Origin of the sequence: Micromonospora sp. DT63, assembly GCF_049841615.1 — a bacterium.
Taxonomy (GTDB): Bacteria; Actinomycetota; Actinomycetes; order Mycobacteriales; family Micromonosporaceae; genus Micromonospora.
The window spans coordinates 965,047-984,870 of record NZ_JBNCKQ010000001.1; the positions used below are offsets into that span (position 1 = coordinate 965,047).

At 71.3% G+C, this 19,824-nt stretch carries 15 protein-coding genes; 4 read left to right on the forward strand and 11 right to left on the reverse strand.

Translation table 11 applies throughout. The features are described from left to right. Positions 1–16: 16 nt before the first annotated feature. The gene (locus tag ACLQ27_RS04545; protein ID WP_425865719.1) at positions 17–2,551 is read right to left on the reverse strand and encodes an FtsX-like permease family protein; all 2,535 of its coding nucleotides are present in this window, start codon (positions 2,549–2,551) and stop codon (positions 17–19) included. Continuing rightward, complete coding sequence (locus tag ACLQ27_RS04550; protein WP_425865721.1) at positions 2,548–3,306, reverse strand: ABC transporter ATP-binding protein; 759 nt, start codon at positions 3,304–3,306, stop codon at positions 2,548–2,550. The genes ACLQ27_RS04545 and ACLQ27_RS04550 overlap by 4 nt, the downstream gene beginning before the upstream one ends. A gap of 147 nt (positions 3,307–3,453) precedes the next feature. Between ACLQ27_RS04550 and ACLQ27_RS04555 the strand changes: the two genes are divergently transcribed. From ACLQ27_RS04555 to sthA, 3 genes are all read left to right on the forward strand, one after another. Then, the gene (locus ACLQ27_RS04555) at positions 3,454–4,656 is read left to right on the forward strand and encodes a sensor histidine kinase (RefSeq protein WP_425865722.1); all 1,203 of its coding nucleotides are present in this window, start codon (positions 3,454–3,456) and stop codon (positions 4,654–4,656) included. Continuing rightward, positions 4,653–5,291 carry a response regulator transcription factor gene (locus ACLQ27_RS04560; RefSeq protein ID WP_357492346.1) on the forward strand — a complete coding sequence of 213 codons (639 nt, stop codon included), beginning with the start codon at positions 4,653–4,655 and terminating at the stop codon, positions 5,289–5,291. The genes ACLQ27_RS04555 and ACLQ27_RS04560 overlap by 4 nt, the downstream gene beginning before the upstream one ends. Positions 5,292–5,410: 119 nt before the next feature. Next, positions 5,411–6,814, forward strand: a complete 1,404-nt coding sequence (gene sthA / locus ACLQ27_RS04565; RefSeq protein ID WP_234583724.1) for a Si-specific NAD(P)(+) transhydrogenase — start codon at positions 5,411–5,413, stop codon at positions 6,812–6,814. On the opposite strand, the gene ACLQ27_RS04570 is transcribed toward sthA, so the two are convergent. The 3 genes from ACLQ27_RS04570 to ACLQ27_RS04580 all read right to left on the reverse strand — a co-directional run bounded on the left by ACLQ27_RS04570 (position 6,811) and on the right by ACLQ27_RS04580 (position 10,148). Continuing rightward, positions 6,811–7,209: a hypothetical protein gene (locus ACLQ27_RS04570; RefSeq protein WP_425865725.1), complete on the reverse strand. Its 399-nt coding sequence runs from the start codon at positions 7,207–7,209 to the stop codon at positions 6,811–6,813. The two genes, sthA and ACLQ27_RS04570, sit on opposite strands and share 4 nt — an antisense overlap. A gap of 107 nt (positions 7,210–7,316) precedes the next feature. After that, positions 7,317–8,729 (reverse strand): endo-1,4-beta-xylanase, encoded by a 1,413-nt coding sequence (locus ACLQ27_RS04575; protein WP_357492351.1) that lies wholly within the window; start codon positions 8,727–8,729, stop codon positions 7,317–7,319. 33 nt (positions 8,730–8,762) lie between these two features. After that, on the reverse strand, positions 8,763–10,148 hold the full coding sequence (locus ACLQ27_RS04580) for an extracellular catalytic domain type 1 short-chain-length polyhydroxyalkanoate depolymerase (protein WP_357492353.1): 1,386 nt from the start codon (positions 10,146–10,148) through the stop codon (positions 8,763–8,765). Positions 10,149–10,457: 309 nt separating this feature from the next. Here ACLQ27_RS04580 and manD point away from each other — a divergent pair, with 309 nt between their 5' ends. Then, the gene (gene manD / locus ACLQ27_RS04585) at positions 10,458–11,666 is read left to right on the forward strand and encodes a D-mannonate dehydratase ManD (protein ID WP_357492355.1); all 1,209 of its coding nucleotides are present in this window, start codon (positions 10,458–10,460) and stop codon (positions 11,664–11,666) included. Between the two features lie 46 nt (positions 11,667–11,712). On the opposite strand, the gene ACLQ27_RS04590 is transcribed toward manD, so the two are convergent. The 6 genes from ACLQ27_RS04590 to ACLQ27_RS04615 all read right to left on the reverse strand — a co-directional run bounded on the left by ACLQ27_RS04590 (position 11,713) and on the right by ACLQ27_RS04615 (position 19,823). Then, positions 11,713–13,851: an alpha-glucuronidase gene (locus tag ACLQ27_RS04590; protein WP_425865726.1), complete on the reverse strand. Its 2,139-nt coding sequence runs from the start codon at positions 13,849–13,851 to the stop codon at positions 11,713–11,715. Between the two features lie 43 nt (positions 13,852–13,894). Continuing rightward, positions 13,895–14,581 carry a hypothetical protein gene (locus ACLQ27_RS04595; RefSeq protein ID WP_425865727.1) on the reverse strand — a complete coding sequence of 229 codons (687 nt, stop codon included), beginning with the start codon at positions 14,579–14,581 and terminating at the stop codon, positions 13,895–13,897. Next, the gene (locus tag ACLQ27_RS04600) at positions 14,578–16,110 is read right to left on the reverse strand and encodes a GH39 family glycosyl hydrolase (protein WP_357492361.1); all 1,533 of its coding nucleotides are present in this window, start codon (positions 16,108–16,110) and stop codon (positions 14,578–14,580) included. The genes ACLQ27_RS04595 and ACLQ27_RS04600 overlap by 4 nt, the downstream gene beginning before the upstream one ends. Before the next feature lie 96 nt (positions 16,111–16,206). After that, positions 16,207–17,850, reverse strand: coding sequence for an extracellular solute-binding protein (locus tag ACLQ27_RS04605; RefSeq protein WP_357492363.1), 1,644 nt, complete (start codon positions 17,848–17,850; stop codon positions 16,207–16,209). A gap of 45 nt (positions 17,851–17,895) precedes the next feature. Next, positions 17,896–18,834, reverse strand: a complete 939-nt coding sequence (locus ACLQ27_RS04610; RefSeq protein ID WP_357492365.1) for a carbohydrate ABC transporter permease — start codon at positions 18,832–18,834, stop codon at positions 17,896–17,898. Then, on the reverse strand, positions 18,831–19,823 hold the full coding sequence (locus ACLQ27_RS04615; protein WP_357492367.1) for an ABC transporter permease: 993 nt from the start codon (positions 19,821–19,823) through the stop codon (positions 18,831–18,833). Before ACLQ27_RS04615 ends, ACLQ27_RS04610 begins: the two co-directional genes overlap by 4 nt. Position 19,824: the final 1 nt, after the last annotated feature.

Sequence of the window (19,824 nt, forward strand, 5' to 3'; positions counted from 1 at the left end):
CCGCACCTGGGCGCGCTCAGCCCTCGACGCCCAGCGCCACCACCGGGCTGACCCGCGACGCCCGCCGCGCCGGCAGCACGCCGGCCAGCGCGGTCAGCCCGACCAGCGCCGCGAAGAGCCCGACCAGCGACAGCACCGGCAGCGACAGCGGCGCGTTGAGCCCGAGCGCCCGCACCGCCAACCAGGCGTACGGGACGCCGAGCAGCAGACCGAAGCTCGCCCCGATCACCCCGTAGAGACCGGACTCGACGGTCAGCATCGTGCGCAGCCCCGCCCGGGACAGGCCGACGGCGCGCAGCAGCCCGGACTCGCGGACCCGCTCGACGACCGACAGCGCGGTCGTGGAGCCCACGCCGACCACAGCGATCAGCACGGTCAGGCTGACCAGGCCGGCAGTGATCCAGACCAGGGCGTTCAGCACCGCGTCGTTGCGGTCCCGCTCGTCGGCGAGCACCCCGATGCCCAGGCCGGCGCCGTTCCCGATCGCCTGCCGCAGCGCCCGTACCCCGGCGGTACGACCGTCCTCACCCGCCCGCGCCGCGTCGGCCAGCAGACCGGTGTACGCCGTCGGCCCGCCGATCCGGTCCAGGTCGGCACGGTCGACGACGATGCCCGCGTACAGGGGGCCACGGTCGGGCAGGACCGCCGACACCCGTACGTCGACAGTCCGCCCGCCGCGGGCCAGTGTGACGGTGTCGCCGGCGCGCAGTCCGGCGTCGCGGGCGACCCAGTCACCGAGCACGACCCGGCCGGGTCCCCGGTCGGCGAGGGTGCCCTGCGCCACGTCCAGGGCCGCGGTGGTCGGCAGCGCCGACAGGTCGAGGTCGGTCGTCGAGTACCCGGACTCGCCGTCGCCGAGCCGATCGGCGCCCCGCATCAGCGCGACGTCGTGGACCATCCGGTACGGCACCACCCGGGTCAGCGCGCCGCTCGCCGCCCGCGCCCTCGTCACCACGGCGACCGGCAGGGTGGCACCCTCACCGGAGGACACCTCGAAGTCGGCCGGCGCGGACAGCGCCATGTCCCGATCGGCGACGACCCGCATCGACGCGCCGCCGATGACCACCCCGGAGATCAGGGTCACGCCGAGCGCGACCACGACGGAGACGGCGGCGGCCCGCCGGGGCGTGCCACCGATCCCGCCGACCGCCAGCCGCCCCAGCGGCCCGACCTGGCGCAGCGGCCAACCCACCACGGCCAGCACCGGGCGCACCAGCAGCGGCCCGAGGGCGACCAGGGCGAAGAACGCCAGCGCTCCCGAGGTGACCAGCAGCAACAGCGGCGCGCTCGGGTCGTAGGACTCCTGGCCCGGCGTCGGCAACCGCCGCACCGCCACGACGCCGGCCAGCAGCGCGCCGAGGACCAGCAGCCCGCCGGACACCAGGCGCGGCGCTCCGACGCCGCGCCGCCCGGCGGTCACGCTCGCCGCCCGCAGCGCCTCCAGGGGCGAGACCCGGGCGGCGGAGAACGCCGGCGCCAGGACCGCCACCACGGTGAGGACCACCGCGCCGAGCACCACGGCGACCGCTGCCCCCGGCGACAGGCCGGGCGACGAGACCGCCATGCCCGAGGCGCGCAGGACCACGGGGAGGACCTGCCCGGCGGCGAGGGCGCCGACGACCCCCACGACACCCGCGACCAGCCCGGTCAGGGCACCCTCGGCGGTCAGCGCGACCACCAGTCCGCTGCGGCCCGCGCCCACCGCCCGCAGCAGCGCGAGATGCTGCATCCGCTGGGCGAAGACGATGCGGAACGTCGACGTGACCACCAGCGCCGCGGCGACCACCGCGACCGCGACGAACATTCCGACAAGCGCGAACAGTCTCCCCACCTGCTCGGCCGCCGCGTCGGCCTCGGCGTCACGCACCTCGGCGCCGGAGCGGATCGGCTGATCGGCCGGGACCACCGCTGTCACCCGGTCGCGAACCGCCTGCGCCGTGCCGGCAGTCGCACGCAGGTCGATCCGCTCCACGGTGCTCAGGTGACCCCAGGCGACGACCGCGTCGTCCGGGGCGTACGCGTTGTAGCCGTCGTCGTCGGGGGTGTCGACCAGGCCGGTGACGGTGAGCGGGGCGCCGGTGGTGAGGTCACCGCCCGTCCCGGTGGTCACGGTCCCGACCGACAGTCCCAGCCGCTCGACCGTACGGCGGGTCACCGCGATCTCACCGGGCCGGTCCGGGTAGCTGCCCTGGACCAGGCGGACCGTGGCCAGCGGGCCGGCGCCCGGGTCGCTGCGCAGGTTGAGGTAGCCCCCGGCGAGGGAGACACCGAGCGTCGTCCGGCCCACCGCCTCGGTGACACCCGCCACGGCGCGGACGGCACGCAGCGCCGCCACGGTGGGCGGGGGTTGCTGCGGGTCGCCGATGACCAGGTCGGTGGCGGCCGGCGTGCCGCTGAGGTTGTCCCGCGCGGTCCGTTCGGTGATCTCCTGCGCCAGGACGGTGCCGAAGACGACAAACGACGCGACGAGGATCGCCAGGCCGGTCAGGATCAGTCGCCCCGGGCGTCGGGCCGCGGCGCTCACCTGGGTACGCAGCACGGTCGCCCTCACGCGGGAACCGCCAGCTCGCGCAGCGCGTCGGTGACCGATCCCTGGTCCGGCGCGTCGATCTCGCCGGCGACCCGGCCGTCGGCGAGCAGCACCACCCGGTCGGCGTACGCGGCCGCGATCGGATCGTGGGTGACCATGACGACCGTCTGACCCAGGTCGCGTACCGAGTCGCGCAGGATGCCCAGGACCTCCGCCCCGGAGCGGGAGTCGAGGTTGCCGGTCGGCTCGTCGGCGAAGACGACCTCGGGCCGCGACACCAGGGCCCGGGCCAGCGCCACCCGCTGTTGCTGGCCGCCGGAGAGTTCGCTGGGCCGGTGCCCGAGCCGCTGCCCGAGGCCCAGCACGTCGACGAGGCGCGCGAGCAGGTCACGGTCGGGTTCGCGACCGGCGAGGTCCAGCGGCAGGGTGATGTTCTGCGCGGCGGTGAGCTGCGGCAGCAGGTTGAACGACTGGAAGACGAAGCCGATCCGGTCGCGGCGCGCGCGGGTCAGCGTGCGGTCGGACTGACCGGTCAGCTCCGTGCCGCCGAGCAGGACCCGGCCGGACGTGGCCGTGTCCAGGCCGGCGAGGCAGTGCATCAGCGTCGACTTGCCCGACCCGGACGAGCCCATGATCGCGGTGAACTCGGCCCGGCCGAAGCCGACCGAGACGCCGTCCAGGGCGCGGACCGCGGTGTCGCCGCTGCCGTACACCTTGACCAGGTCGACCGCGGCGACGGCGGCCTGCCCGGTCGGCGGCGGGGCGTGGGTTGTCATGGGTTCCTCCAGGGGCTGCGATGTGACAGGGGAAGCCTCGCCCGCGCCGGGTGGGAGCCGCATCGGCCCGCGGTCGGGGAACGCCCGCGCCGGGTCTGTCTTTCGGCCGATCTGCCCGCGCCGGTCGTCTGGCTACGCTGGGTCACGATGAACGCGCCGGGATTCTCGACATGGTGGGTACGCCTGGGTCAGCTCGCCGGTCTGGCGGCGCTGGCCCTGCTCGGTGCCTTCGACCTGCGGTACGGCCTCTACAGCGGGGCGAGCGCTGCCGACGCCCTGCGCGCCCTCCTGCAGGTGGGGTTGGCGTTGCTGACCGCCGTGGTCTGGCTGCCCGTGCACCGGCAGGGGTCCCGATCCCTGCCGCTCGCGGCGCTCGCGCTCGGCACCGTCTCACTCGCTGTCACCTTCGGCTTCCTGGTGCTCAGCGCGAGCGGCAGTTATCTGCTGGGCGGCAGCTGGGGGCTGGCCGAGTCCGCCGGGATGATCGCTGTGGTGTTCGTGGTGACCCGGTGGGCCGCCGCGCGGCTCGCTCCGTGGGCGGCGGTGCTCGCCGCGCTCGCTGCCGCCGCGCTGCCGCTGCGCGCCGGCGCGGATTACGTCTACGTGATCTTCGGGCTGCTTCAGGCGCTCGCCGCGGTTGGCGCCGCCGCCGTCGGGATCTACCTGCGCGTCGTCGCCGCCGGGCGGGAGCGGGCCATCGCGCTGGTACGGGCCGAGCAGCGCGCCGAGTTCGCCCGCGACCTGCACGACTTCATCGCCCACCACGTGACCGGCATCGTGGTCCAGGCGCAGGGTGCCCGGTTCGTCGCCGAGCAGGACCCGCAACGGGTGATCGTCGCCCTGGAGCAGATCGAGCGGGCCGGCGCCGAGACGATGGCCTCCATGCGACGGATGGTCGGCGTCCTGCGCAATCCGGACGCCCCGCCGGACGCGCCGCTGGCCCCGCTGGCCGGCGTGGCCGATCTCGCACCCCTGGTGGAGGGCCACAACGACACCACCAACGCGCCGGCCCGGCTGTACGTCGACGGCCCGCTCGACGAGCTGCCGGTGGAGGTGTCGACCTCGGCGTACCGGGTGGTGATGGAGGGGCTCACCAACGCCCGCCAGCACGCCCCGGACGCCCGGTCGGTGGCCGTGTCCGTGCGTCGAACGCCGGACTGGCTCCTGGTCCGGGTCGCCGACGACGGCGCGACCCCGCGTACCGCTCCCGCCCGGGGGCACGGCTTCGGCCTGCTGGGCCTCACCGAGCGGGTACGCGCCCTCGGCGGCACGATCACCGCCGGGCCGGGGATCTCCGGCGGCTGGGTGCTCGACGCCGCGTTCCCGCTGCGGTCGGCGGTGACCCGATGATCCGGGTGCTGATCGCGGATGACCAGGCGATGGTCCGCACCGGCTTCGGCATGATCATTTCAGCGCAGCCGGACATGGCGGTGGTCGGTGAGGCCGCCGACGGGGTCGCCGCCGTCGAGATGGTCCGGCGGCTACGCCCGGACGTGGTGCTGCTGGACATCCGGATGCCCCGCCTGGACGGCCTGGAGGCGTTGCGGCTGCTCGCCGGGCCGGGCGTCGCCGACCCGGTGCGGGTGGTCGTGGTGACGACCTTCGACCTCGACGAGTACGTGCACACCGCGCTGTCCAACGGCGCCTGCGGGTTTCTCCTGAAGGACTCCGGCCCGGCGCTGCTCGTCGAGGCGGTCCGCGCTGCCGTCTCGGGCGACGCGCTGATCAGCCCGTCCATCACCGTACGACTGCTGGAGCACCTCAGCCCGCCCACCGCGCCGCGCGACGACGCCGGCCTGTCCCCGCGCGAACTCGACGTCGTGAAGCTCGTCGCCCGGGGCCTGACCAACGCGGAGATCGCCGGTCGGCTCTTCATCGCCGTCGGCACCGTCAAGACCCACCTCGCCAGCGTGCAGACCAAGCTCCCGGCCCGCAACCGTGTCGAGATCGCCGCCTGGGCCTGGGAACGCCGCCTCGTCGGCTAGGCCTGTTTCACAAGAGCTGGCCGGCCTGCGGCGAACGGCGGTGTCCGCGTGGTGGCAGACAAGTAACGCTCGCGTCCGGACTCTGGCGTCGACGGCGACATCTTGCGACGCTAGCGATCGTGTATGACTACGACCTGTTGGTGCTGGGCTCCGGACCCAGCGGTCAGAAGGCCGCGATCGCCGCCGCCAAGCTCGGCAGGCGGGTCGGCATCGTGGACCGCCGCGACATGATCGGTGGGGTGTGCATCAACACCGGCACCGTCCCGTCCAAGACGCTGCGCGAGGCCGTGCTCTATCTGACCGGCCTGAGCCAGCGCGACCTGTACGGCAGCAGCTACCGGGTCAAGGAGGAGATCACGGTCAGCGACCTGGCCGCCCGCACCCAGCATGTGATCACCCGACAGACCGACGTCATCCGCAACCAGCTCGCCCGCAACCGGGTCGCGATGATCACCGGGACCGGACGCTTTGCGGACGCGCACTCCATCTGGGTCGACGCCGGCTCCGGGCGCGAGTCGAAGGTGACGTTCGACAAGGCCATCATCGCGGCCGGCACCCGCCCGGCCCGCCCGGACAGCGTCGACTTCGACGACCGGACCATCGTGGACTCCGACGGCGTCATCAACCTGCAGGCTGTCCCCCGCAGCATGGTCGTGGTCGGCGCCGGTGTGATCGGCATGGAGTACGCGTCGATGTTCGCCGCCCTCGGCACCAAGGTGACAGTCGTGGAGCGCCGCGAGCGGATGCTGGAATTCTGCGACGAGGAGATCGTCGAGTCGCTGAAGTACCACCTGCGCGACCTGTCGGTGGCGTTCCGCTTCGGCGAGGAGGTCGCCGCGGTGGAGAAGCACCAGACGGCGGCGCTGTGCATTCTCAAGAGCGGCAAGAAGATCGTCGCGGACACCGTCATGTACTCGGCCGGCCGGCAGGGCCAGACCGACGACCTGGCGTTGGAGGCGGCCGGGTTGCAGGCCGACCGGCGCGGCCGGATCGCTGTCGACGCCAACTACCGCACCCCGGTCGACAACATCTACGCCGTCGGCGACGTGATCGGCTTCCCGGCGTTGGCGTCCACCTCGATGGAGCAGGGCCGGCTGGCCGCGCAGCACGCCTGCGGCGAGCCGATCCGGGAGATGCACGGCCTGCAGCCGATCGGCATCTACACCATCCCGGAGATCAGTTTCGTCGGCCAGACCGAGGCCGAGTTGACCGACGCGTCGACGCCCTTCGAGGTGGGCGTCGCGCGCTACCGCGAGCTGGCGCGCGGCCAGATCGTGGGCGACTCGTACGGGATGCTGAAGCTGCTCGTCTCCCCCGAGGACGGCCGGCTGCTCGGGGTGCACGTGTTCGGCACCGCGGCGACCGAGATCGTCCACATCGGTCAGGCGGTCATCGGCTGCGGCGGCACGATCGACTACCTGGTCGACGCCGTGTTCAACTATCCGACCCTGGCCGAGGCGTACAAGGTGGCCGCGTTGGACGCGTCCAACAAGATCCGCAACATCACCCGCATCGACGGTTAGCCCGGGACGCCGACGTCCACCAGCTCCGTGAGGTGGGCGCGGTAGTTCGGGCAGGTCGCGATGTCCTCGTGCGTGCAGTTCAACCCGGCCTTCAGCAGATCGAGCGCCGACCGCAGCACCGCCATCCTGGCGTGCAGCGCGCTGTGGTTGCGGCGCAGCACGTCCTTGCGGGCGGCCGGGTCGTGCGCGGCGAGGAACGCACCGATGTCGGGCGGTGACAGGCCGGCCTGCTTCGCGCGCAGGATCGAGGCCACCTGCTCGACGACCCGGCGCGAGCCGTCGACGAGGCCCGCCGGGTCCTCGCACCGGGCGGGCGGGCCGTGCTGCTCGGCCAGGACTGGGACCTGATCGCCATCGACTCGGACGAGTCGGACACGACCCGCCGTCTCGTGCACGCCAAGGCCGACTCGCTCCCGTCGCCGCCCGGGGATAGCGGACTCGACCGGGACGTGCCGGCCGGTGCGGAGGGTCCGGGCCGACCTCCGCACCGGCCGGGGCTCCGTCAGCCCGCCGCGCAGGTCGGGCTGAGGCTGCCGGCGGTGCCGTTGCCCTGGAACCCGAACTCGGTGGACTGTCCCGCGCCGACCTGACCGTTGTACGACACGTTTCTCCAGGTCGTCGTGCCGGTGCTACCGCTGTTGGTGGCGCTCCAGGCGTTGGTGACCGTCGCGCCGGACGGCAACGCGATCGTCACGGTCCAACCGTTGAGCGCCGACGAGCCGGCCGTCACCCGTACGTTCGCCACGAAGCCACCGGTCCACTGGTTCACCGTCACCGTCGCGGTGCAGCCGCCCTGCCCCGGAGGCGGGGTCGTGGGCGGAGGAGTGGTGGGCGGCGGGGTCGTGGGCGGCGGAGTGGTGGGTGGAGGGGTCGTGGGCGGGGGCGTGGTGGGTGGCGGGGTGCCGTTGTTCAGCGCCGCGAGGACCGCGTCGTACGCGGCCTTCTTCGAGCCGTCGTTGTTGAACAGCAGCGGGGTCTGCGAGGACCGCCACGAGTCGCTGTCGCGGATGCCCCACACCGTGATCCCGTTGCAGCGGGCCACCGCGAGGCAGTCCTCCGTCACGCTGCGGTAGGTGTTCGCCGGAGCGCCCTGGATGTCCAGCTCGGTGATCTGCACGTCCACGCCCAGCGCCGCGAAACTCGACAGCGTGGTGCGGTAGTTGCTGACGTACGGCGAGTCGCTGTTGAAGTGCGACTGGAAGCCCACGCAGTCGATCGGCACACCACGGGACTTGAAGTCCCGCACCATGTTGTAGACGCCCTGGGTCTTGGCCCAGGTCCAGTTGTCGATGTTGTAGTCGTTGTAACAGAGCTTCGCGCCCGGGTCGGCGGCGCGGGCAGCGCGGAACGCGGCCTCGATCCAGTCGTTGCCGGTGCGCTGCAGGTTCGAGTCGCGGCGTCCTCCGGAGTTGCCGTCGGCGAACGCCTCGTTCACCACGTCCCAGGAATAGATCTGTCCCCGGTAGTGGGTCACCACCTGCGTCACGTGGTTGAGCATCGCGTTACGCAGCGCGGTGCCCTCCATGCCCTGCATCCACCCCGGCTGCTGGCCGTGCCAGGCCAGGGTGTGACCGCGTACCTGCATGCCGTGGCTGCGCGCGTGGTTGACGATCGGGTCCGCCTGGGAGTAGCGGAACTGGCCCTGCTGCGGCTCCGTCGCGTCGATCTTCATCTCGTTCTCGGCCGTCACCATGGTGAACTCGCGGTTCAAGATCGTGGTGTACGTGCTGTCCGAGAGCTTGTTCGCGGCCACCGCCGTACCGAAGTAGCGGCCCTTCTCCGCCGCGGACGCGCCCAGGGTGGTCCCGGCGGACGCGGGCGTCACCAGGACCATTGCCATGCCGGCGGCGAGAGCGCCCGCGCCGGTCAGCGCGATCGCGGCTCTCGATGCCGCCTTCCATTTCGTTCTGCTCATCGTGCGACTCCGTTTGTCGATGGTGGTGGGTGGTCAGGAGACGGCGCAGGTGGCCCCGTTGAGCGCGAACGACGACGGTTTGCCGGTGCCGCCGGTGTGGGTGGCCTGGAACCCGATCTCGACCGACGCGTTCGGCGCGAGGGTGCCGTTGTAGGAGACGTTGCGGGCGGTGACCGCTCCGCTCGTCGGGGAGTAGGTGGCGTTCCAGCCGTTGGTGATGGCCTGGCCGCTGGGCAGCGTGAAGGTCAGCGCCCACCCGTTGACGGCGGCGGTGCCGGTGTTGGTGATGGTCACGCTCGCGGTGAGGCCCGAGTTCCAGGCGTTGACCGTGTATCCGACCCGGCAGGCACCCGCGGTGGGCGGAGGCGTGGTCGGCGGAGGCGTGGTCGGCGGCGGCGTCGTCGGCGGAGGCGTGGTCGGGGGCGGCGTGGTCGGGGGCGGCGTGGTCGGGGGCGGCGTCGTCGGGGGCGGCGTCGTGGGCGGCGGCGTCGTCGGGGGCGTCGTGCCGTCCAGCCCGAAGAAGCGGATCACCTGGGCCGCGTCGACAGGGATGTTGTGTGTGACGCCCTGCATGCTGATCGCCTCGACCGGTGCCATCGGGCCGCTGCTGCCGTACCGGGTGCGGGTGTATCCGGACTGCGGGGAGTCGGTGTACGTCGGGGTCTGGCTCAGACCGTGCACGTTCGTCCACTGCTTGATCTGCTCGCCGAAGTTCGGGTAGCGCAGCGTCTCGTCGCTGGTGCCGTGCCAGATCTGCATCCGCGGTCGCCGGCCGGTGTAGCCGGGGTACGCCCCGCGGACCAGGTCACCCCACTGCTGGGCGGTCTTGATGGACTGCCCGTTCGCGCACTCGCTGTTCCACTCCGAGGTGCCCCCGGTGGCGAAGCAGGCGAACGGCACCCCGGCGAAGGACGCGCCCGCCGCGAACACGTCCGGGTAGTCGCCGAGCATGACGTTGGTCATCATCGCGCCCGACGAGGTGCCGGTGGCGAAGACGCGGTCCGGGTCGGCGGAGTACCGCTGCTTCACGTAGTCGATCATCGAGATGAGCCCGACCGGGTCGCTGCCGCCACCTCGGCGCAGCGCCTGCGGCGAGGCCACGTCCCAGCACTTGCTGCTGCGGGTCGCGGACGGGTAGATGACGATGAATCCGTACCGGTCGGCGAGCGACGCGTACTGCGTGCCGGAGTAGAAGGCGGGGCCCGTCCCGGTGCAGTAGTGCAGGGCGAGCAGGATTCCTGGCCGGGATGCGACCCGGTCCGGGACGTACAGGTGCATCTGGAGGTTTGTGGGGTTGTTGCCGAAGCCGGTCACCTGGGTGAGCGTCGCGGCCGACGCGGGGCTGGCGAACGTCAGCGCCGCGGCGGCGACTGTCGCGACCGCCGCGAGGACGCCGAGCAGCCTTGTCTTCAGTGTCATGGTTCGCGATTCCTCGGGAGAATGGCGCATGGAAGGGGGGTGAGTCGAGGACTGCCCTTCGCCCGACCGTGACCGCGGCTCGCGTGACCGATGTCAGCTTCGATCGAGCGCACTCGATTGTCAAGGTTCCCGGAAACCTTTCGGTGCAAGGGATTGGGCCGTCACCTGCACGCACTCCCCGCTCAGCAACACCATTCACCACCGGCAGCCGGCGGGATATTATCGGCACGTTCCCGATAGGCAGACCGCCCTCGCACGCACCCCCTGCGAGCGTCCTCACGCGACTCCCGCGGGCACGAAGGAGATCGAGTGAAGATCGTCGACGCCCGGGTCATCGTGACCTGTCCGGGCCGCAACTTCGTCACCCTCAAGATCGTCACTGACGAGGGCGTCACAGGCGTCGGGGACGCCACCCTCAACGGCCGGGAGCTGGCCGTCGCGTCGTACCTGCGCGACCACGTGGCGCCGCTGCTGATCGGCCGGGACCCGGCCCGGATCGAGGACACCTGGCAGTACCTGTACCAGGGCGCGTACTGGCGGCGCGGGCCGGTCACGATGAGCGCGATCGCCGCGGTGGACACCGCGCTGTGGGACATCAAGGGCAAGGTGGCGGGCCTGCCGGTCTACCAGCTGCTCGGCGGCCGGTCCCGCGAGGGCGTCACGGTGTACGGCCACGCCAACGGCGAAACCGTCGAGGAGGTCCTGGTCGAGGTCGCCCGCTACGTCGACCTCGGCTACCGGGCGGTCCGGGTGCAGTGCGGCGTGCCGGGCCTGCCCAAGACGTACGGGGTCAGCGCCGACAAGCTCTTCTACGAGCCGGCCGACGCGGCGCTGCCCAGCGAGGCCACCTGGTCGACGCCGCGCTACCTGGCCCACGTGCCCACCGTGTTCGCCCGGGTCCGCGACGAGTTCGGCCCCACCCTGCGCCTGCTGCACGACGTGCACCACCGGCTCACGCCCATCGAGGCGGCCCGGCTCGGCCAGAGCCTGGAGCCCTACGCGCTGACCTGGATGGAGGATCCGGTCCCCGCCGACCTGCAGGAGGGCTTCCGGCTGATCCGGCAGCACACCACCACCCCGATCGCCGTGGGCGAGGTCTTCAACAGCGTCTTCGACGCGGCGCAGCTCATCCGGGAACAGCTCATCGACTACATCCGGGCCACGGTGGTGCACGCCGGCGGCATCACCCACCTGCGTCGCATCTTCGACCTCGCCGCGCTGCACCACGTCCGCAGCGGCTCACACGGCGCCACCGACCTGTCGCCCGTGTGTATGGCCGCCGCGCTCCAGCTCGACATCTCGATCCCCAACTTCGGCCTGCAGGAGTACATGCGGCACACCGCGCAGACCGACGAGGTGTTCCCGCACGGCTACCACTACGCCGACGGCTACCTGCACCCCGCCGAGACCCCCGGCCTCGGCGTCGACATCGACGAGGAGGCGGCGGCCCGCTACCCGTACGCGCCCGCGTACCTGCCGGTGAACCGGCTGGAGGACGGGACCGTGCACCCCTGGTGAGCGCGCCGGCGCCGATGCCCCGGCCGGCCCGGCCGGGCCGGCCGGGTCAGTGGATGCGCCGCCCCCGCTCGTCGGGCACCCCGGACTTGCGGAAGAAGTACGTGTTGATCTGATCCCGCCACTCGGTGGCGCAGCGCAGCTGCTCGTCGAGGCGCTCGGCCACCCGTTCGTACACGGCTGGATCGATCATCCCGTTCAGGGTCTGCCACCGCCGCCGCATCACCGCCACCTCCTCGACGCCCGCGAAGTGGGTGTCGTAGATGTGCTGGATGACCGTGGAGCCGCTGTGCAGGACGTGCGTGTACGGGACGTGGTGAAAGAAGAGCAGCAGCTCGTCCGGGCAGGTGCGGGGCGACTCGTACACCTGCGCCCAGTGGGGCGGGTACTGGCCGGCGAAGCCGGTGCCCGAGGCGCGACTGCGGTCCACGCCGACGCCGTCCCGGTCGGCGAAGTGGTAGGTGCCCCACCGCGAGTACTCGTACCCGTCGACGTCGGGGCCGTAGTGGTCGCCGGGATGGACCATGAAGCCGACGCCCAACGGGGCGGTGTACCGCTCGTACGTCCGCCACGAGTCGTCCATGATCTCGTGCAGTGTCCGTCGTACCAGCTCCGGCTCGGCCGTCGCCGACGGCGGGAACGTCAACGTCATCCACTCGTCGAGGACCGCCGTCGGGTCGAGCAGCGGATCCCAGGCGAGCCGGCCGACCGTGTACAGGTTGGCCTGGGCCAGCGGGTGCCCCGTCCAGAAGGGGTCGTCGCCGGTGTTGGCGACGGCGACCAGGCCACCGCCCTTGCCGGCCTCCCCGGTGACCAGGTCGGCGATCGTCCGCCCGCCCGGGCCCCAGGGCTCGAAGCGCAGCACGTCGCTCCAGCAGGGCCCGAGGTGGCAGACGTGCCGCTGCTGACCCGTGTACTCCTGGGTGACCTGCAACTCGACAGCGATCCGGGTGGCCGGCATGGCGGCGAGCACCGGCGAGACCGGCTCACGCGTCTGGAAGTCCACCGGGCCGAACTTCACCTGCAGGACCACGTTGGTGCGGAACCGCCCGTCGAGCGGGGCGAAATGGTCGTACGCCGCCCGCGCCCGGTCGGTGGAGCGGTCCCGCCAGTCCTGGTGGTGGTTGTAGACGAACGCCCGCCAGTGCACCACTCCCCCGTACGGGGCGAGGGCCTCGGCGAGCAGGTTCGCCCCGTCGGCGTGGTCGCGCCCGTAGGTGAACGGGCCGGGTTGCCCCTCCGAGTCGGCCTTCACCACGTAGCCGCCGAAGTCGTCGATGCGCTCGTACACCCGCCGGGTGGTGGCCGCCCACCAGGCGCGTACCTCCTCGTCGAACGGATCGGCGCTCGACAGTCCACCGAGGACCACAGGCGCGGCGAAGGTGACCGACAGGTGTACCCGGATGCCGTACGGGCGCAGCACGTCCGCGATCCGCGCCACGTCGCCGAGCCGGTCGGTGAGCAGCAGCGCCTCGGCGTGACCCACGTTGACGTTGTTCACCGAGATCGCGTTGATCCCGCTGGCGGCCAGCAGCCGCCCGTACTCCCGGATCCGGGCCAGGTCCCCGCGCGGACGGCCATCGGCCCAGAAGATCGAGCCGCCCGCATACCCCCGTTCGACCTGACCCATCACCGGGTGCACGGCCACGTTGTCCCAGTGGTTCAACATCCGGCGGCGCAGCGCGGGCCGGTGCAGCTCGGGTGGGCGGGCCGGGTCGAAGGCCGCCGCGCAGAGCCGTACGACGTGGAAGAGCCCGTACAGCAGGCCGGCGGGCGCGTCGGCGAGCACCACAGTCGTCTCGCCGGCGCGGGCCAGCAGGAACCCCTCGTCGCCGAGCGTCGCACCGTCGCCCAGGTCGACGAGCGCCGCCTCCCCCGCCGACCGCGCCGCCTCGACCGCGGCGCTGGGCAGCTCGTCGGCGTCGCGCAGGGTGAGCACCAGGTCGACGTCGACGTCCCAGGAGGGGGAATGCCAGACCCGCCCGCCGTAGCGCGCGCAGGCACGGGTCACCTCGTCGAGGACGGTGTCGACGAGCAGCCCGTCGCCGTGCACGAGGACGCGGCGCGCGCCGAGCGCGCGGAACGCCTCCGGTGGGAGCCAGGCGGGGTGTACCCGCGGTTCCTCGATGTCGCCCGGCTCCGCCACGAACACCGGCTCCTCCAGGTGCATCGACTCGTGCGCGTTCACGCGTCCTCCCGGCCGAAGCGCACCTCGGCGGTCGCGGGCAGGCTCATGCGGTGAACTCCTTCCGGATCAGGTGGATCATCGGGTCGCCGACGCGCAGGACCGCCAGCACCACGACCGAGGCGAGCAGCACCAGGACGGCCTCGGAGAAGACCGCGGTGACCCCGGCCGCCGCGGCGAGCAGCAGGGCGTTGCCGACGGTGACCCCGGGGGTACGGACGAGAAAGTGCACGGCCAGGCGCAGGACGTCGCGGGTGCGGAACTCGAACAGTGAGGTGATCACCAGCGCGTTGGCGGCGCAGAGGGTCACCCCGACCGCGATCAGGACCAGCGGCACCACCCACCACCTCCTGAGGCCTACCGCATCTCGATAGGCGAGGTTCAGCGCGAGCACGGTTAGCCACAGCAACGTCGGCGCCCAGACCCGCAGCGCGCCCGTGGCGTTGCTCCGGTAGCCCCGCCAGAACAGGGCGGCGGGCCGCAGGTCCGTCAGGTCGGGCCGCTGGTGGCGCAGGGCGTACAGGGCCGCGCAGACCGCCGGACCGACCGGCAGCAGCAGGAGCGCGACAAGCGGCAGGTTGCTGGGGTCGCGGCCGAGCAGCAGCAGCGGGAGCAGGCCGGGCAGTGTGGTGACCAGGAGCAGCACCTCGACCACGAGCAGCGTGTAGACGCGGGACGCGAACCGGGACAGCGGCCCGTCGCCGAACTGCCGCCAGGCGTGCGCGGTGCTCATCGGTCGTCCCCCGGCTCGGCGCCCAGCAGGCCGTCGGCGTCCCACCACGGCGGGGTCTCGTCCACGACCGGGGTCAGTTCGAGGAGGGTGACCTCGTGCCGGCTGAGGGTGAGGTCCACCTCGACCCGGCCGGCGGCGACCGGCAGGGCACGGTGCGTCCGCGACGGTTCCGCCGCCTCCCGCAGCGCGTCGAGCTGCCGGACGCCCGGCGAGCGGGGGCGGCCCATCTCGGCCCACGCCGCCCAGGCGTTGCCGGCCTCCTCGCTGACCGACGAGCGGAGCAGGAACGCCGAGGTCGTCGCGGGCGAGCCGAGCGGAATCGACAGCGCCAGGGGGTGTCGGTCGGGTGCCGGTGACCGTCCGGTGACGTCCACCGGCGCCCACGCCAGCACGGCCACCCGTCCGTCGGGATGGCGGGTGACCAGGTGGTCGTCGCCGCGCGCCAGCACCTCGGGGCCGAGGCGGGCCATGAAGGCGTACAGGTGGTAGGTGGGTTTCTTGATCTGGCGGTGGGTGAGCAGGCCGAACCCGCCGTGGAACAGCGCGGTCGGGATCCCCGCCTCCTCGAACATGTCGCTGAAGGTCCAGTACGCGAAGGAGTCCACGAGGTCGCCGCCGGCGGCCAGCACGGGTGCGAGGTAGGCGGCGTGGAACGCCGTGTCGTGGATCGGGTTGTCCGGCCGGTAGGAGGAGTTGAACTCGGTGATGTGCACCGGCAGGTCCGCCAGCGCGGTGCCGGCCAGGTGCCGGCGCGGCGCGGCGAACTGGGTGAGCAGATCCGTGGCCGGGGCGAGGGACTGGTGGGTGCCGAACGGCACGTGCCGCGCCGGGCCGGAGGTGTACGCGTGCCGGCTGACGAAGTCGACGGGCACCTGCCGCTCGGTGACGAACTCGGCGAACGGCGCCAGCCACCCGTCCGCCCCGGGCGAGATCGCCGGGCCGCCGACCTGCAACGACGCGTCCACCTCCTTGACGGCGTGCGCGCTCACCTCGTACAGGTGGTGGTACGCGTCGCGGTCGGCGCCCGCCCAGAAGTCGGCGAGGTTCGGCTCGTTCCACACCTCGATCGGCCAGCCACGGACCTCGTCGATCCCGTACCTGTCGACGAGGTGGGCGACCGTGGCGCGGACCAGGTCGCCCCACTCCTTGTGAGACTCCGGTGGCGTGACGTTGCCCCGCCACCAGAACACCGTCTGGTCGCCCGACGCGAGGCCGCTGGGCATGAACCCCAGCTCCACGAAGGGGCGGATGCCCAGATCGAGGTACGCGTCGACGACCTGGTCGACGTAGGTGAACGAGTGGTGCACCCGGCGCTCGCCGGCGTACTCGTACGGGCGGTGCACACCGACACCGTCGCTGAGCAGCCCGTGCCCGCGAATGTGCCGAAACCCGATGTCGCGTTGGATGAGCGCCAGCGAGTCCTGGTAGTCGCGGCGCAGGGCCAACTCGAAACGGCCGGTGCCGACGGCGAAGCGCCAGGCATCGGACAGGCGGCCCTGCGGATCCGCCGACACGGTCATGCGCGTCATCTCGTCCTCTTCGGTGCGGTGCGCGGCCGGTGCGGTGCGCGGCTGACGGTGCGCGGCCGGTCCGGTCGTGACGGGCACGACCGGACCGGCCGACGGTCAGCCGTGGTCCTTCTGGTACCTGTCGTACGCCTTGTTGACCATGGTCAGGTAGGCGTCCATGTTCTTGCCCTTCAACTCGGCCAGGTAGGCGTCCCACTGGGAGAGGTCGCGCTGGCCGAGCGCGAACTGCAGGGTCGCCTGGTAGACGGCGTCCTTCAGCGGTGTCTCCCACAGTGACGCCTGCTCGCGCTCCTCGTCGCTGAGGGGGTGCGGCGGGGGCACCGCGACCGGCGGACGGGCGTTCAGCACCTTCTGGAACTCCTGCTCCTCCGGGGAGAAGAAGCCCTGCACCAGCTCCGGCTTGCCACCGTAGGCGAACACGCCGTTGTAGAAGCCGAAGTCCTTCTGCAGATGCTTGGGCGCCTTCGGGTTCAGGCCGATGACGTTGACGTCGGGCGCGAGCTTGGGCTGGCCGGCGGCGTCCCGGACGAACGTCGTTCCCTCGACGCCCCACTTGGCGAACTCCTGACCGGCGTCGGAATACCAGAGCCAGTCGATGAACTGCATCATCGCCACGAAGTTCTTGCTCTCGCGGGCCTTCGAGGAGATCATCACGCCGTTCTCCAACCGGCTGGCGGGGTTGACCTCACCCGCCGGACCGATCGGCAGCGGGATCTTGGCGATCTTCGCCTTGGGGTTGGTCTTGGCGAGGTCGGGCCGGTAGTCGTTCACGACCGCCTGCGCGTTGGCGCTGATCACGAAGGACTTGCTGTTGGCGAGCTTCTGCCGGGCCTGTTCGTCGGTCTGGGTGAAGCTCTCCGGGTCGAGCAGCTTCTCCGACACCAGCTTGTTGAGGTACTGGAGCATCTGCTTGTACTGCTCCGTTGCGCCGGTGTAGACGAACTTCTTGGCGTTCGCGTCCCAGGAGGTGTGCTGGAAGTTCCAGCCCGCCCCCTGCAGTCCGTACGACACGGCCAGGATGTTGAGCAGGTTGCCGGCCGGGTTGGGCTTGCTCCACCGGTCGGAGAACGGATACACGTTCGGGTACTTGGCCTTCATGGCCTTGAGCACCGTGTACAGCTCGTCCCAGGTCTTCGGCGGGCTCAGCTTCAGCTCGTCGAGGATGTCGGTGCGGATCGCCAGCGAGTAGTCCTGCCAGGGCTTCTCGTGCAGGCCCGGCAGCAGGTAGAACTTGCCGTCCTCCTGACGTCGCGTGTCGATCTCGGGCTTGAGGTTCCACCGCGAGATCTTGTCCTGAAGGTTCGGCATGAGGTCCAGGTAGTCGCTGACCGGCAGGACCGCCCCGGAGGAGACGTAGGCGTCCTCCTGGCCGGGGTACGTCTTCGGGATGATCATCGGAGCGTCGCCGGCACCGATCAGCAGGCTGCGCTTCTGTTCGTAGTCGCTCAGCGGCACGGCGACCGGCGAGAGCGTGACGTTGGCCCGCGACTTCAGCTCGTTCCAGAAGAGCCAGTCCTCGCGCAGCGGGTAGTTCGGATGGTTGTTGTAGAGGATGGAGAAGGAAACCGGCTCGCTCGCCTTGAACTGCTTGCCGATGCCGTAGTCGGCCATCGCACCGGCCCGGTTCTCCGACAGGTCCTTGGCGTCGGACGAGTCCTCGCTACAGGCGGCGATACTGCTGGCCGCGAGCAGCGCGGCTACTGCCGCTGTCGCGGCGCGGCGCCACGATCGGTGGAGCATGGCGGTCCTTTCGGGTTCGGTGAAGGGAAATGGTGGACGTGCCGGTCAGCCCTTGACGGCGCCGAGCATCACGCCGCGGACGAAGTACCGCTGGACGAAGGGGTAGACAGCGAGGATCGGCAGGGTCGTGAGCACGATCGTCACGGCCTTGAGCGTCGCGTCGGCCTGCACCTCGTCGGCCTCGGCGATGACGCCGACGTTCTCCGCGCCGGTGGCCCCCGCGATCAGGTTGCGCAGATAGACGGTCACCGGCCACAGCTCCTGCTGGTCCATGTAGAGGAAGGCGGCGAACCAGGAGTTCCAGAAGGCAACGGCGTAGAACAGCACCATCGTGGCGACGATCGCCTTCGACAACGGCAGCACGATGCGCAGCAGGATGCCGTACGTGTTGAGCCCGTCGACGGCCGCGGCCTCCTCCAGGTCCGTGGGCAGACTCTCGAAGAACGCCTTCATCACCAGCAGGTTGAACACGTTTATCGCGTTGGGCACCGCGATGGCCCAGACGGTGTTCTTCATGCCCAGGCTGGTGACCAGCACGTAGTTGGGGATCAGGCCGCCGGTGAAGAACATGGTGAACACCGCGATACCGATCAGAGCCGTACGGCCGCGCAGGTGCTTCTTGGACAGCACGTAGGCGTAACAGGTGGTCAGCACGATCGAGATGACAGTGGCGACGACCGTGTAGAAGACGGTGTTGCGGTAGTTCGTCCAGAACAGCGAGTCGTTCAGCACCAGCCGGTAGGTGTCCAGGTTGAAGCCGCGCGGCACGAGGTTGACCTTGCCGGCGATGATGTACTGCTCGTCGCTGAGCGAGCGGGCCACGACGTTGACGAACGGGAACAGCGTCACCACCACGACGATGGTGAGCACTACCGCGTTGCACGCCTGGAACACGCGGTAGCCCCGGGTCGGGCGGATTCCGCGCGGCCGCGCACGCGCGGGCAGGTCGCTGCCGCTGGCCGTGTCGGCCGCGTCGACGGTCACCACAGGCTCGTCCCCACGGTGCGGCGGGCGATCAGGTTCGCCGTCAGGACCAGCGTGAGCCCGATGACCGCCTCGAACAGCCCGATGGCGGCGGCGTAGCTGAAGTTGCTGGACCCGAAGCCCATCCGGAACAGGTACGTGGAGAGAACGTCGGCGGTCGGATAGGTCAGCGGGTTGTAGAGCAGCAGGATCTTCTCGAACCCGACCGCCATGAAGCTGCCGATGTTGAGGATCAGCAACGTCACCATTGTGGGGCGGATGCCCGGCAGCGTCACGTGCCAGGTCTGCCGCCACCGGTTGGCGCCGTCGATCCGGGCCGCCTCGTACAGGTCGTCGTCGACCGTGGTCAGCGCGGCGAGGTAGAGAATGGTGCCCCAGCCGACCGTCTGCCAGACCTCGGACGACACGTAGATGGTCCGGAACCACTCGGCCCGTTGCAGGAACGGCACCGCGTCGCCGCCGGTGGCCTGCACGATCTGGTTGATGGTGCCGTCGACCGAGGTCAACTGCATGACCATGGCCGCCACGATCACGATCGACAGGAAGTGCGGCAGGTAGGACACGGACTGGACGAACCGCCGCAGGCGACGGGCGCGCACCTCGTTGAGCAGCAGCGCCAGGACGATCGGCAGCGGGAAGCAGAACAGCAGGGTCAGCGTCCCGAGCACCAGCGTGTTGGTGAAGACGTCCCAGAACGTCGGGTCGGCGAGGAACATCCGGAAGTACCGCAGCCCCACCCAGTACTCACCGAAGATGCTGCCGCCGGGCTTGAACCGGCGGAACGCGATGATGTTGCCGATCATCGGGAGGTACCGGAAGACCAGGAAGAACAGCAGAGGCCCGATGGCGAGCGAGTAGAGCTGCCAGTCCCGGCGCAGCGCCTGCCGCCAGGTGCGGCGACGGCGCGGCGCGCGGGGCGCCCCGACGGCGGCCTCCGCCGGAGCGCCGGGTGGCGCCGGTGGCGGTGGCCGTAACGTTCCGGATGTCATC

What these genes read in the sequence shown, in the direction of transcription:
- ACLQ27_RS04580 (WP_357492353.1), bottom strand. Translation starts at nt 10,148, where the DNA reads ATGACACTGAAGACAAGGCTGCTCGGCGTCCTCGCGGCGGTCGCGACA.
- ACLQ27_RS04615 (WP_357492367.1), bottom strand. Translation starts at nt 19,823, where the DNA reads ATGACATCCGGAACGTTACGGCCACCGCCACCGGCGCCACCCGGCGCT.
- ACLQ27_RS04560 (WP_357492346.1), top strand. Translation starts at nt 4,653, where the DNA reads ATGATCCGGGTGCTGATCGCGGATGACCAGGCGATGGTCCGCACCGGC.
- ACLQ27_RS04605 (WP_357492363.1), bottom strand. Translation starts at nt 17,850, where the DNA reads ATGCTCCACCGATCGTGGCGCCGCGCCGCGACAGCGGCAGTAGCCGCG.
- ACLQ27_RS04550 (WP_425865721.1), bottom strand. Translation starts at nt 3,306, where the DNA reads ATGACAACCCACGCCCCGCCGCCGACCGGGCAGGCCGCCGTCGCCGCG.
- ACLQ27_RS04555 (WP_425865722.1), top strand. Translation starts at nt 3,454, where the DNA reads ATGAACGCGCCGGGATTCTCGACATGGTGGGTACGCCTGGGTCAGCTC.
- ACLQ27_RS04595 (WP_425865727.1), bottom strand. Translation starts at nt 14,581, where the DNA reads ATGAGCACCGCGCACGCCTGGCGGCAGTTCGGCGACGGGCCGCTGTCC.
- ACLQ27_RS04600 (WP_357492361.1), bottom strand. Translation starts at nt 16,110, where the DNA reads ATGACGCGCATGACCGTGTCGGCGGATCCGCAGGGCCGCCTGTCCGAT.
- ACLQ27_RS04575 (WP_357492351.1), bottom strand. Translation starts at nt 8,729, where the DNA reads ATGAGCAGAACGAAATGGAAGGCGGCATCGAGAGCCGCGATCGCGCTG.